Origin of the sequence: Klenkia soli, from assembly GCF_900103975.1 — a bacterium.
Lineage (GTDB): Bacteria > Actinomycetota > Actinomycetes > Mycobacteriales > Geodermatophilaceae > Klenkia > Klenkia soli.
Genome location: NZ_FNIR01000015.1, coordinates 39601 through 52498, shown reverse-complemented (window position 1 = coordinate 52498; position 12898 = coordinate 39601). Strand labels below are relative to the sequence as shown.

Genomic DNA, 12898 nt, shown 5'->3' with positions numbered 1-12898 from the left:
GACCCGTGCCCCCGATCGACGTGCACGCCGTGGTGGAGGGCCCCGAGGGCGCCCCCGTCGTCCTGCTGTCCAACTCGCTGGGCGCGACGCTCGAGATGTGGGAGCCGCAGGTGCCGGCGCTGACCGAGCGGTTCCGGGTGGTCCGCTACGACACCCGCGGGCACGGCTGCTCGCCGGCGCCGCAGGGCGACTCGACGGTCGACGACCTGGCCGACGACGTGCTGGCGCTGCTGGACCGGCTGCGGATCGGCCGGGCGCACGTCGTGGGGCTGTCCATCGGGGGCATGACCGGGCTCCGGCTGGCCGCGCGCAACCCCGAGCGGGTCGACCGGCTGGCCGTGCTGTGCAGCTCGGCCCACCCGGGCAACCCCGACGCCTGGCGCGACCGCGCTGCCACCGCGCGCACGCAGGGCACCGGCGCGCTGGCCGAGGCGGTGGTCGGCCGCTGGTTCACCCCGGCCTTCGCCGAGGCGAACCCCGAGCTGGTGACCCGCATGCGCGGGACGATCGCCGCCTGCGACGACGAGGGCTACGCCAGCTGCTGCGCCGCCGTGGGCGCGCTCGACCTGCGCGACCAGCTCGACGCGATCACCGCCCCCACGCTGGTGATCAGCGGGGCCGACGACCCGGCGCTGCCCCCGGAGCACCAGGAGGCCATCGCCGCCGGCATCCGGGGCGCCGCGCTGCTGACCGTCGCCCCCGCCGCGCACATCGCCAACCTGGAGCAGCCCCGGCACGTGACCGACGCGCTTCTGGCCCACCTGGGAGGACACCGATGAGCGAGCACCCGAGCACCGACGACGAGCGGCGCACGGCGGGCATGCGCACCCGGCGGGAGGTGCTGGGCGACGCCCACGTCGACCGCGCGGTCGCCGCGGTGACCCCGCTGACCGCCGACTTCCAGGACTTCATCACCCGGGTGGCGTGGGGCGACCTCTGGCAGCGCCCCGGCCTGGACCGGCGCACCCGCTCGATGCTCACCCTGGCGATCACCGCGTCGCTGCGGCACTGGGACGAGTTCGCCCTGCACGTGAAGGCCGCGGTGCACAACGGCCTCACCGACGAGGAGATCGCCGAGGTGTGCCTGCACACCGCCGTCTACGCCGGGGTGCCCGCCGCCAACCACGCCCTCGCCGTCGCCCGGCCGATCCTCGCCGAGCTCCGGGCGGGCTAGCCGGCCGGGATGCTGACCGGGAAGGTCCGGGTCTCGCCGAAGGTGAGCACCGAGCCGTCGGCGAGGGAGGCGGTGCCGCCGAAGGTGATGGTGCCGGTGGTGAAGTCGGCGGGGACGTCGAACGCGGTCGCGACGAAGGCGGGGTCCGGGGACAGGTTCTGCCCGGGGACGACGGTGCCGTCGGGCAGCGTGAGCGTGTAGAGGGCCGACGGCGGCTTGCCGGCGATGAAGCTGGCGTTGTCGGCCACCAGGTTGTCCTGGATGACCAGGAACGCCCGGTCGGGCGCAGGCGGTGTGGCCGTGATGTCGGTGCCGGTGTACCAGCCGATCCGGACCGCGCTGACGTCCAGCGTGTAGGTGGCGTCCGCGCTGGCGCCGTCCCGGCTGATCGACCCGGGCAGCGACTGGCTCCCCGGGGCGGCGGAGTCCCGGTTCTCGCGGGTGGTGACCTGCAGGTTGTCCGCGCCCGGGCTCCCGTCGACCAGCGAGAGGGTCTGGGTCACGCCGTCGTCGAGGACGACCAGCTGGACGTCGGCGTCGGCCGGCGCCGAGAGCAAGCCCTCGACCGTGGCACCCGGGACGACCAGGGTCGGGTCCACCGCGACCGGGTCGCCGCCGTCGACGACGTAGGACAGCGTGGGCGCGCTGTTGGCGTAGCCCTCGCCGGACCCGATGGAGTACCGGAACACCCGGAACACCTCGCCGTCGGCCGGGCGCACGGCGTCGTCGCCCGAGCCCACCCGGTCGGCCTGGCCGACACCGGTGACGGTCACCCGGGCAGCGGCACCGGACAGCGTCGCGAGGCCGTCGGGGGTGGTCAGGTCGACGTCGTCGAAGGGCCCCTCGGCGGAGTAGTCGGCGGCGGCCTGCGGCGGTTCGGGCACCTGGAGGTCGCCGGCGTCCGCGGGCGGCGTCCGGCCGTCGGGGCGGACCAGCAGGTCGACGTCGTCCAGCGCGTGCGGCTCGGGGTCCTCGGGCTCGGACCCCACCTCGAAGGTGACGTCGCCCGAGCCGGTCGACGGGGTCAGCGGCAGGTCGACGTAGGCCGCCGACGGGTCGCCGTCGACGAAGAGCACCGGGCCGCAGACCACGGCGTCCTCGACGTCGGAGGTGTCCTTGCTGCGGTACTCGAACCAGCAGCCGGTGTCGTCGGAGGTGGCCCCGCCGCGGCCGTCGGCGTAGGCGGCCAGCTTCGACCCGGCGTCGTCGAGCACCCCCTGCGGGTCGGCGACGGTGCGGCCGGCGTAGGTGAGGTCGTCACCGCGGAGGAGGAAGAACAGGCCACCGGCCACGAGCAGCAGCACCAGCACCGCGGCGCCGACCAGCAGCGGCGTCCGCCGGCTGCGGCGGGAGGGCTGGACCGCCCACGGCGCCGGACCGCTCGCCGGGTTCCAGGCCCCGGCCGGGGCCGGCTGCTGGGGCTGCTGGCCCGGTGCCGCGGGCCACGGCCGCTGGGGGTTCTGCTGCTGGGGGCCCTGCTGCTGGGGCCACGGCTGCTGCGGGTTCTGCTGCTGGGGGCCCGGCTGCTGCCAGCCCGGCTGACCGGGTGGCTGCTGCGGCTGCGCCGGCTGTGCCTGCCCCGGCTGTGCCTGCCCGGGCCACCCACCGCCCGGTGCGCCGCCCCAGGACTGCCAGCCGCCCGGACCGCCCGCGGGAGCCCCGCCGTCGCCGCGCTCGGTCACGTGTCCTCCTCGTCGCCGGAACGAGGCAGTTCCGCCCCGAGCTGTGCCCCTCGGGACGGTATCCAACGCACCCGGTGTCCGGCCCGCCCGATCACCCGGTCCGGTGAAGCCTCCCGGGTGGAAACGGCGGTTACGCAGGGGCGGACGGGGGGTGACCTCGCCCACGGGGGGCCCGGTCGAGGTGCGGGGGGGCGGGGGGTCTGTGAAGATCGTGAGCAGTTCGGCCCGACGCGGCCCGGGCGCCGGCTGGAGGCCGTGGCGACCGGTGCGTCGCCTCATGAAGCGGGGCGGGGGCCACTGTCCCCACCCCGCCAGGCCCCACGGCCCGGGGTGCCCCGCGCTCAGGAGGTGCCGCTCGCCCGTGCCCGAGAACACCCTTACGCCCAGTCGCACCCCGGGTACCCACGGTGTGCCGTCCCCCCGCCGCGGGCGGCTGCACGCCGTCCCCTCCGCCCCGCCCGAGCGGGCCGAGCTCGATGCCGGACGACGCCTGCGGATCGCCCTCATCGCGTCCAGCCGCTACCCGATCGCCGAGCCCTTCGCCGGGGGGCTCGAGTCGCACGTCTGGCAGCTCACCCGCTCGCTGGTCGCCCGCGGCCACGAGGTCACCCTCTTCGCCGGCCCCGGCTCCGACCCCGGCCTCCCCGTCGAACCGCTCGCGGTGCGCCGGCTCGAGATGAGCCCGGCTGCCCGGGCCGACGTGAGCATGGCGCCCGAGGTGTTCCTCGAGGACCACCACGCCTACCTGTCGCTCATGGTCGAGCTGACCGGGCCCCGGGCCCACGACTTCGACCTGGTGCACAACCACGCGCTGCACTACCTGCCGCTGGCCATGGCACCCGCCCTGCGCGTGCCGATGGTCTCGACGCTGCACTGCCCGCCGACCCCGTGGCTGGAGTCCGCGCTGCAGACCGCCGGGCCCACCCCCGCGCACCTGGTCGCGGTCAGCGAGCACACGGCGGCCACCTGGCGCACGGCGGCCGGCGTCCGGCGGCAGGTCGGCGTGGTGCCCAACGGCGTCGACCTGGACCGCTGGGTGGCCGGGCCCGGCGGCGGCCCGCTCATCTGGTCGGGGCGGATCGTGCCCGAGAAGGGCACCCACCTGGCCGTGCAGGCGGCGCTGGCCGCCGGCCGCGAGCTGCAGATCGCCGGCCCGGTCGTCGACCAGGGCTACTTCGACCGCACCATCGCCCCGTTCCTGGGCCGCGGCGTCACGCACCTGGGCCACCTCGACCACCCGGACCTCGCGCGGGCCGTCGGCCGGGCGTCGGTGGCCCTGGTGACCCCCTGCTGGGACGAGCCCTACGGCCTCGTCGTCGCCGAGGCGCTGGCCTGCGGCACGCCGGTGGTGGCCTTCGCCCGCGGCGGCATCCCCGAGATCGTGACGCCCGCCTGCGGACGGCTGGTGCCCGCCGGCGACGTCGGCGCGCTGGCCGAGGCCATCCCGCAGGCCGAGCAGCTGTCGCGCGCTGCGGCCCGCGACCGGGCGAGGGCACACTGCTCGGTGGAGACGATGGTCGACCGCTACGAGCAGCTCTACGACGCGCTCGCGGCGCCGGCTGTGGCTACTGCGTGAGGGAGGCCCGGTGATCGGCTGGTACGTGCACCACCAGGGTCGCGGGCACCTGCACCGCGCGGCGGCCGTGGCGGTGCAGCTCGACGTCCCGGTCACCGGCCTGTCCTCGCTGCCCGACCCCGGCGCACCGTTCGCCGGCTGGGTGCCGCTGGCCGACGACGCGGGGCACCCCGTCGAGGAGGTCACCGCGGGTGGCGCGCTGCACTGGGCGCCCCGCGGGCACGACGGCATGCGCGAGCGCATGGCCAGGCTCGCCGCGTGGGTCGACGAGGCCCGGCCCGCGGCGGTCGTGGTCGACGTGTCGGTCGAGGTCAGCGTCTTCCTCCGGCTGATGGGCGTGCCGGTGGTGGTCACCGCGATGCCCGGCGACCGCACCGACGCCCCGCACACCACCGGCTACACCGTCGCCGACCGCGTGCTCGCCTTCTGGCCGCAGGACGTCCTGGACCCGCCCTGGCTGGCCCGCCTGGGCGACCGGGTGGTGCACGTCGGCGCGGTGTCCCGGTTCGACGGCCGCACCCCGGCCGAGCCCGCACCCGGCACCGCCGTGCTGCTGGCCGGCAGCGGCGGCAACGTCGTGACCGAGGCCGACGTCGCCGCGCTGCGCGCCGTCACCCCCGGGCTGACCTGGACGGTGCTCGGCGGGCCGGGGGAGTGGTCCGACGACCCGTGGCCCGTGCTGTCGGCCGCCGACGTCGTGGTCACCCACGCCGGGCAGAACGCGCTGGCCGAGGTGGCCGCCGCCCGCCGTCCGGCCGTGGTGGTGGCGCAGGAGCGCCCGTTCCGCGAGCAGCACCGCAGCACCGACGCCCTGCACCGCTCGGGCATCGCGGTCGGCCTGCCCCGCTGGCCCGACGCCTCGGCCTGGCCGCGGCTGCTCGAGCAGGCCCGGGCCCTGGGCGGCGAGGGCTGGTCGCGCTGGTCGCCCGGCGACGCCGCGGTGCGGGCGGCCCGCGAGATCGCCGCGGTGGCCCGCACGTGAGGACGGCGGTCGTCACCGTCGTGCACGGCCGGCACGACCACCTCACCCGGCAGCTTGCCGGTCTGGCCCGGCAGACGCAGGCTCCCGACGACCACGTGGTCGTGGCGATGGGCGACCCCGCCGTGCGCGGTGTCGTCGGTGCCCGCGCCCGGGTGCTCGACGTCCCCGGCGGTCCCCGGCTGCCGCTGGCCGCGGCCCGCAACGCCGGCGCGGCGGCCGCGCTGGCGGCCGGCGCGCAGCTGCTGGTGTTCCTGGACGTCGACTGCATCCCCGGGCCGGAGCTGGTGGCCCGCTACGCAGGCACCGCCCAGGACGACGTGGTGGACTCGGGCCCCGTGAGCTACCTGCCGCAGGCCGACGGCTACGACCTGGCGACCCTGCACACCCTCGCCGACCCGCACCCCGCGCGCCCCGTGCCCGCCGACGGCGAGGTCCTCGTGGCCGAGGACCACCGGCTGTTCTGGTCGCTGTCGTTCGCGCTGACCGCGGCCACCTGGACCCGGCTGGGCGGGTTCTGCGAGGCCTACGCCGGCTACGGCGGCGAGGACACCGACTTCGCCGAGACCGCGCACGCCGCCGGCGTCCCGCTGCGCTGGGTGGGCGGGGCCGCGGCCTTCCACCAGCACCACCCGGTCTCCCGCCCCCCGGTCGAGCACCTGGACGACGTGCTGGTCAACGGGCGGGTCTTCGCCGACCGCTGGGGCTGGTGGCCCATGCAGGGCTGGCTGGACGCCTTCGCCGAGCGCGGCCTGGTCCGGCGCACGGCCGACGGGTGGGTGGCCGCGTGATCCGGGTCGCCACCGTCCCCTACGCCCACCCCTACCTGGACGCCGTCCTGCCGCGGTCGGTCGTGCGGGTCGGTCCGCCGCCGCCCGAGGACGACCCGTGGGCGCCCAGCCCCTGGCTGGACCCCGCCTACCTGACCGCGCACGCCGACGAGGTCGACATCGTCCACGTGCACTTCGGCTTCGACGGGCTCACCCCCGACGAGATGCTGGCCTGGACCGAGGCCGTCCGCCGCAGCCACGTCGCGCTGGTGGTCACCGTCCACGACCTGCGCAACCCGCACCACTCCACCCGCGAGCGGCACGACCGGCACCTGGCGGCCCTGCTGGGCGCGGCCGAGGTGGTGCTCACGCTGACCGAGGGCGCCGCCGACGAGATCGCCGAGCGGTTCTCCCGCTCCTGCATCGTGGCCGCCCACCCCGGCCTGGTGACCCCCCTCCCCGACGTCGGTCGCGAGCCGCGGCTGGTCGGCGTGCACCTGAAGTCGCTGCGCCCGAACCTGCTCGACCCGCTGGACGTCGTCCGGGCGGCCGCGTCGGGTGCCGTCTCGGCCGGCGGCCGGCTGCGGGTGGACGTGCACGACGACGTCGACCTCGAGCTCCGGGCGCCCGGTCTGGTGAAGGGCGCCGACGCGGGGGAGTACGAGCTGGTCGTGCACCCCCGGTTCACCGACGACGAGCTGACCACCTACCTGCAGACCCTGGCCGTGTCGGTGCTCCCGCACCGGTTCGGCACCCACTCGGGCTGGCTGGAGGTCTGCCGGGACGTCGGCACCCGGGTGGTGGCGCCGACCTGCGGGCACTACGCCGACCAGTGGGACGACGTCGTCCTCTACGGCAACGACGAGGTGCGCGGGCTGGACACCGGCTCGCTCACCTCGGCGGTCCTCGTCGCGGTCACCCGTCCGTGGCCGGCGAAGGCCGACCCGGCCTGGCGGGCCGAGCAGCGCACGCAGCTGCGCCGCGTGCACGACCACGTCTACGGCCGGGTCGCCGCCGACCGCGCGGGCGCGTGAGCGTCGAGCACCTGCTGGTCGGACCGCCCGAGCACGGCGTCGCCCGGTACGCCCGCGAGCTGGCCGAGGCCGACGGGTCCACGGGCGGGCAGCTGGTGCAGGTGCACTACACCGACCGGCTGTTCGGCCGCACCGCCGAGGAGTCGGCCGCGGCGTTCACCGCCCGGGTCGCCGAGCTGGGCCGGCCGGTCGTGGTGACCCTGCACGACGTCCCGCCCGACGACGGGTCGGTGCTGCAGCGTCGCCGGGCCGCGGCCTACGCGGCCGTGGTCGACGCCGCGGCCGCGGTCGTGGTGAACAGCCACCACGAGGCGGCCCGGTTGCAGGCCTTCTCCGCGGTGGTCCCGGCCGTGGTGCCGCTGCCGGTGCACGAGCTGCCCCCGGGCCCGGTGCCGCCGCCGGACGGGCAGGTCGTGGTGCTGGGCTTCCTCTACCCCGGCAAGGGCCACGACGAGGCGTTGCGCGCGCTGCCCCCGGGGGTCGGGCTGACCGCGCTGGGCACGCCCTCCGACGGCCACGACGACCTGGTGTCCGAGCTGGCGCAGCTCGGCCCGTTGACCGTCACCGGGTACGTCCCCGACGACGAGCTGCCGGCGCGGCTGCGGGCGGCGTCGGTGCCGCTGGCGCCGCACCGGCACGTCTCGGCGTCGGGGTCCATCGGCTCGTGGCTGGCCGCCGGTCGCCGTCCGCTGGTGCCCGACGTCGGCTACACCCGCGAGGTCGCCGAACGCTGCCCCGGTGCGCTCTGGCTCTACGACGACCTGGCCGAGGCGTTGGCCCGGGCCGTCGCCGAACCGTCGCTCACCTGGCTGCCCCCGGGCACACCGGTCGGCCCGTCGATGCCGGACACGGTGGCCGCCTACCGCGCCGTCTGGCGCGCCGTCTCCCCGCCGAGTGGCGCCTGATGGTTCCCGACGGGCCGCTGGAGAACCCTGGGACGCCACTCGGCGAGCCCGGACGTCGGTTCGTCCGCGGCAACGACTGGTCGGCCCTCGCCGACGCCCGGCCCGCCGTGCCGCCCACGGTCAGCGTGGTGGTGCCGTACTACCGCGCGCAGGCCCAGCTGGACCTGGTGCTGGCCGGCCTGGCGCTGCAGACGCACCCGGCCACCCGGCTGCAGGTGGTGGTGGCCGACGACGGGTCGCCGGAGCCCCCGCGGGTGCCGGCCGGGGTGGTCGTCGTCCGGCAGGAGGACCGGGGGTTCCGCGCCGCCGCGGCGCGCAACCTGGGTGCCCGGGCCGCGGACGGCGACGTCCTGCTGTTCGTCGACGGCGACACCGTGCCCGAGCCCACCTACGTCGAGGAGCTGTCCGCGCTGCCCGCGCTGCTGCCCGACGCGCTGGTCACCGGCCGCCGCCGGCACGCCGACCTGACCGGTTGGACCCCGGACCGGCTGCGTGACTGGTTCGCCGGTGGCCCGGCGCCCGAGGAGCTCACCGAGCCGGCGTGGCTGCGCGACGCGGGTTCGCTGCTCGAGGCCGACGACCGCTCGTACCGGTTCGTGATCAGCGCGGTGATGGGGACGACGCGGGCGCTGTTCGACGAGGTCGGCGGGTTCGACGAGACCTTCGGCGGCTACGGCGGCGAGGACTGGGAGCTGGCGCACCGGTTGTTCACCGCCGGAGCGGTGCTGGCCCACCGCGAGCGGGCGGTCGCCTGGCATGACGGCCCGGACTGGGGGCTGCGCGGCGACCACCCGGTGGCCGCCCGGCGGGAGAAGAACGCCGAGACCCGCGCGTTGGCCCGGCTGCTGCCCGACCCGGCGGCCCGCGGCGTCGGCGGCTGGTGGCGGTACCCCGACGTCGTCGTCCGGATGGCCCCGGGTGCCGACGACGACGCGACGGTGCTCGGCGTCCGGTCGCTCCTCGCGGCCGGGGTGGACCTGCAGGTCTGGGGCGTCGACCCGGACCTGCTGGACGGCGACCCCCGCGTGCACGTCGGCGAGCCGGCCGCGGCGGTGCTGGCCCGCTGCCGCACGCAGGTGACGCTCTCGGGACCAGTGCTGTGGACCCGCGGCGGCCTGGCGGGCCTGGTCGAGCGGGTGCGGCCCGGCGGCGTCGGCCGGGTGACCGGGTCCGTCGGCGGGGTGCCGGTGGAGGTGGCGGCGACCCGTGCCCTGCGTCGCTGCGCGCGGTGGGGTGTCGACATGTCGACCGTGTTCGGGGAGGCGGCGGTCGAGGTCCCCGCCGAGCCGCTGGGCGAGCACCCCGACCTGGGGCACTGGTTGCCCCGCCTCTGACGTCCTGTCGTCCGGTCCGCCTGCGCCCGGACCGACGTGGGCGGCGGCCCGCCCGCACCAGCTCACCGGTCGGGCGGGCTGACCGGCGACGGCGGTGGCTCGACCTTCGCGAACACGGCCGTGGTGCGGACCGGCGCGAAACCGACGGACGTGTAGAGCTGGTGCGCCCCGCCGGGGTTCTCCGAGTCGACGCCGAGGTCGACGACGTCGTAGCGACCCGACCGCGCAGCGGCCCCCACGACGGAGGTCAGCACCGCGCGGGCCAGCCCCTGCCCCCTGGCGCCCTGCCGGGTGCCGACCAGGCTCACGTAGAGCTCGCGGTCGACCCACTCGGCCGTCAGCGCGTAGGCGAGCACGGTGCCGTCGTGGTCGCGGACGACGAAGGAGTCGTCGGCGCGGGTGGAGCGGGCGGCGACGAAGTCCCGCCACTGCTCGGGGCTCTGGGCGGTGGAGCCCCAGTGCGTGGCGAAGGCGTCGTTGTGGGCCAGCCGGGTGGCCTCGGCCAGGTGGGGGGTGAACACCTCGGTGCGGTCGTCGACCGGCGGGGGCGTCTGGGTGCGCAGGTCGAGCTGCATGTCGACGAACCACCGCGCCGGCCGGTACCCGTGCCGGGACAGCAGGGCGGAGGTGTCGCTGCCCGCCGGGCCGCCGTCGGCCCGCAGCTGCAGGGTGCGCCCGGGGTGGCGTGCGGCGAGCAGGGTGCGGGCACGGGTCTCCATCCTGCGGAGCAGCTCGGTGCCGACACCGCGGCCGCGCCAGCGTGGGTGGACACCACCCCCCAAGGTCGCCCGCCCCCAGCCCTCCGCGGTCGGCGCGGTGCTGGTGCGCAGCTGTCCGTAGGCCACGAGTGCGTCGCCGTCGTGGACGGCCCACGAGTCCTGCGCGGGGTCGAAGCCGTGTTCCCGCAGTTCCTCGCGGAGGTCGTCGGCCCCGTAGACCTCGTCGGTGCCGTCGTGCCGGGCGAGCACCTCGGTCAGCTCGGCCCACGCCGGGGTGTCGGCGTCGGTCAGTCGGCTCCAGCGGGGGGTCACCATCGGCTCCTCGGGTCGGCGGTCCCCGAGGGTCGCCAGCGCCGCGCGACGCGTCAACCGCATTGTCGGCGTCCTGGGTCGGACGTCGATCCTCGGGCCAGCGATGGAGCCTCGCCGCGGTGGGCCTGGACCGCCCGGGGCTCGGCTGCTGCCCCTGGGTGCGAGCCCACCGGGCAGTGGCCGTCGGGCACAGTCGCGACGTCCTGAGCGGTTGCTACGTGGTCGAGCTGCGGTCGGAGCCGTCAGGCGGGTAGCCGGTGATGATCTCGGTGCCGTTCTCGCGGTGGGTGCGCCATCGTCGTTCGTCGGGGTCCCAGCGGATCGAGTAGCCGTGGTGGACGTGGGTGTGGTGGCGTTCGCAGAGCAGGGCGGTGTTCTCGACCGATGTGTCGCCGTGGTCGGCGATCCACTCGGCGACGTGGTGGGCGTCGCACCACCAGGTCGGTGCCGAGCAGCCGGTGAACACGCAGCCGCCGTCGCGGGCCTCGGCGGCGCGGCGGATGTGGGCGGGGACCAGGCGTTGGGCGCGGCCGATGTTCAGCGGCATGCCGTCGGGGCCGAGGAGGACGCGGGTGATGATCGAGTCGCAGGTGATCTGGCGGGCGATGTCGTTGGAGACCTGCTGCCCGGAGCCCAGGCGCGCGGCGCCGGCCACGGTCTCGGTGTCGAGGAGGTCCTCGGCTGCGATGGTGGCGGCGATGTGGGCGTGGTTCTTGCGCAGCATCGGGGTGGTGGCTGCGGCGAGGGCGTTGTCGGCGAGCTGCACGAACGCGTCGCCCATCTGCTGGGCGTGGGTGCGGTCGTCGGCGGCGCACCGGCCGGCTTGCTGGTGTGCGGTGAGGGCGGTGGAGACCTTCTCGAACCCCACGGCGTCGAGCCGGCCGTGGAAGGTCCCGCCCCCGTTCGGGGAGGGAGAGAGGTGGAACTCGCGCTGCTTGGTGGGGTCGGGTTCGGGGCCGTCGGGGTCGATCCAGTCCAGGGCCCGCTTGACCATCGCCGGCAGCGCATCGGGGGTCTGCCCGGTGGCACAGCCCAGCAGGGTGGCGTCCAGGCCGTCCTCGCCGTGCACGTCGACACCCAACTCGGTGGCGGTGGCGAGTCGGGCGGGGGTGGCGACGCGGGCGACGGTGGCGGTCTGGTCGGGGGTCACCCGGCCCTCACGCGCGGCGGCGTCCCAGCGCGGCAACTGCTCCAGGGTGCGCCCCGCGCGCACGACCCGGGCCGCGGTCGCCGGGCTGATGTTCAGGTGGCCGGGCAGCCAGGCCCGCATGGTCTTGTGCCCGTCGAACTCCGCCGCCTGCGCGCACTCCGCGGCCCGCACGGCGTGGGCCAGGGCGGTGTCGACGACGTTGGCCAGCTGCGCCAGCCCGCGCACCCGGGCCAGCAGCGCCGGTGCCACGACGGCCGGCGCACCGAGGGGCACCTGCGCATCGACCAGTCCCCGGGCGGCGTCGAGCACCGCGGCGACGTCGGCGGGGAGGGTCATCGACAGCTGACGAGCAGCCTCCCGCTCCGCGGTGCGAGCCGCCCGGTCCGTCTCCGCTCGCCTCGGCGCAGCCTGCTCCTCGGCCGCACGGGTCGCGGCGACCTCGGCATCCAGCGCCGCCCAGGCCGCCGCGGCAGCGCTGAGCATGCCGGTGTCCGGGAAGGTGTCGGACTGGGTGGCCGGCGCCGTGTACTCACCCACCCCGATCACCTCCGTCCAGTCGAACACCTGATCGAATCCTACCCGACCTGGTGTGCGTCGACAAGGTGAAAGTGCAGCTCAAACGGCCAAGGATGACGGGAACTGCGCGACCTCGAACCGCTCCGCACGGAGCCGATCACGCGCGGGCGAGCTCCTCCGCACGGGCGGTGGGGACTCCCAGGACGAGCAGGCTGGTGGTGGTCGCCGACGCGACGGTGACCGTGTCGTCGGTCAGCGCGGTCTCCGCGACCGTGAACACGGTGGCGTAGGCCAGCTGGCCCAGCACGAGCGCCGGCAGGTGGCGGCCGAGGGTCCCGTCGTCCTGGCCTCGCCGGACCAGGTCGGCCAGGGCCTGGTCCACCGGTGCCAGCAGTGCGTGGATCCCGGCCCCGTGCTCGCTGCGCCGCAGGGCCAGCAGCACCCGGTAGCGGCGCGCGACGGGCCAGATGTGCGCCACGAAGTCGGCCCAGGTCGCATCGGCAGCCCGGTCCACCGCGGCGACCTCGGCGAGGATGCCCTGCAGCTCGGTCGCGGCCTGCTCCGCGAGGGCCAGCACGAGGTCCGTGCGGGAGGGGAAGTGGCCGTAGACCGTTCGGCGCACGACGCCGGCGGCGGTCGCGACGTCCGCCATCGAGGCGTCGGGGTCCTGCCCGAGGACGTCGAGGGCGACGTCGAGGATCCGGGTCCGGGTCGTCCGGGGCGAAGGCACCCGGTCATGTTTGCACA

The 12898-nt window shown here is 76.3% G+C and carries 12 protein-coding genes; 8 read left to right on the top strand and 4 right to left on the bottom strand.

From position 1 onward, the window contains the following. Positions 1–5: 5 nt before the first annotated feature. Complete coding sequence (gene pcaD, locus BLS67_RS20525) at positions 6–779, top strand: 3-oxoadipate enol-lactonase (RefSeq protein ID WP_091249240.1); 774 nt, start codon at positions 6–8, stop codon at positions 777–779. Next, positions 776–1174 (top strand): 4-carboxymuconolactone decarboxylase, encoded by a 399-nt coding sequence (gene pcaC / locus BLS67_RS20520; RefSeq protein ID WP_091249237.1) that lies wholly within the window; start codon positions 776–778, stop codon positions 1172–1174. Before pcaD ends, pcaC begins: the two co-directional genes overlap by 4 nt. On the opposite strand, the gene BLS67_RS20515 is transcribed toward pcaC, so the two are convergent. Then, positions 1171–2856 carry a hypothetical protein gene (locus BLS67_RS20515; RefSeq protein ID WP_165617676.1) on the bottom strand — a complete coding sequence of 562 codons (1686 nt, stop codon included), beginning with the start codon at positions 2854–2856 and terminating at the stop codon, positions 1171–1173. The genes pcaC and BLS67_RS20515 overlap by 4 nt on opposite strands. 409 nt (positions 2857–3265) lie before the next feature. Between BLS67_RS20515 and BLS67_RS20505 the strand changes: the two genes are divergently transcribed. From BLS67_RS20505 to BLS67_RS20480, 6 genes are read left to right on the top strand one after another with little or no spacing between them, the layout of a single operon-like run. Continuing rightward, positions 3266–4432, top strand: coding sequence for a glycosyltransferase family 4 protein (locus BLS67_RS20505; protein WP_207500766.1), 1167 nt, complete (start codon positions 3266–3268; stop codon positions 4430–4432). A 10-nt stretch (positions 4433–4442) separates the two neighbouring features. After that, a complete protein-coding gene (locus BLS67_RS20500; protein ID WP_091249224.1) occupies positions 4443–5414 on the top strand; it encodes a glycosyltransferase in 972 nt (323 codons plus the stop codon). Then, positions 5411–6202: a glycosyltransferase family 2 protein gene (locus tag BLS67_RS20495; protein WP_091249220.1), complete on the top strand. Its 792-nt coding sequence runs from the start codon at positions 5411–5413 to the stop codon at positions 6200–6202. The genes BLS67_RS20500 and BLS67_RS20495 overlap by 4 nt, the downstream gene beginning before the upstream one ends. Further along, entirely contained in the window at positions 6199–7215 is a 1017-nt protein-coding gene (locus tag BLS67_RS20490) for a glycosyltransferase family 4 protein (RefSeq protein WP_242654236.1), read from the top strand. The genes BLS67_RS20495 and BLS67_RS20490 overlap by 4 nt, the downstream gene beginning before the upstream one ends. Next, the gene (locus tag BLS67_RS20485) at positions 7212–8120 is read left to right on the top strand and encodes a glycosyltransferase family protein (protein WP_091249215.1); all 909 of its coding nucleotides are present in this window, start codon (positions 7212–7214) and stop codon (positions 8118–8120) included. Before BLS67_RS20490 ends, BLS67_RS20485 begins: the two co-directional genes overlap by 4 nt. Beyond that, positions 8120–9454, top strand: coding sequence for a glycosyltransferase (locus BLS67_RS20480; protein WP_091249212.1), 1335 nt, complete (start codon positions 8120–8122; stop codon positions 9452–9454). Before BLS67_RS20485 ends, BLS67_RS20480 begins: the two co-directional genes overlap by 1 nt. Before the next feature lie 62 nt (positions 9455–9516). Here the strand turns inward: BLS67_RS20480 and BLS67_RS20475 are convergent, their stop codons facing one another. The 3 genes from BLS67_RS20475 to BLS67_RS20465 form a co-directional block, all read right to left on the bottom strand. Next, positions 9517–10485 carry a GNAT family N-acetyltransferase gene (locus tag BLS67_RS20475; RefSeq protein ID WP_165617675.1) on the bottom strand — a complete coding sequence of 323 codons (969 nt, stop codon included), beginning with the start codon at positions 10483–10485 and terminating at the stop codon, positions 9517–9519. 214 nt (positions 10486–10699) lie between these two features. Next, positions 10700–12199 (bottom strand): HNH endonuclease signature motif containing protein, encoded by a 1500-nt coding sequence (locus BLS67_RS20470; RefSeq protein ID WP_091249206.1) that lies wholly within the window; start codon positions 12197–12199, stop codon positions 10700–10702. A gap of 109 nt (positions 12200–12308) precedes the next feature. After that, complete coding sequence (locus BLS67_RS20465) at positions 12309–12881, bottom strand: TetR/AcrR family transcriptional regulator (RefSeq protein WP_207500765.1); 573 nt, start codon at positions 12879–12881, stop codon at positions 12309–12311. Positions 12882–12898: the final 17 nt, after the last annotated feature.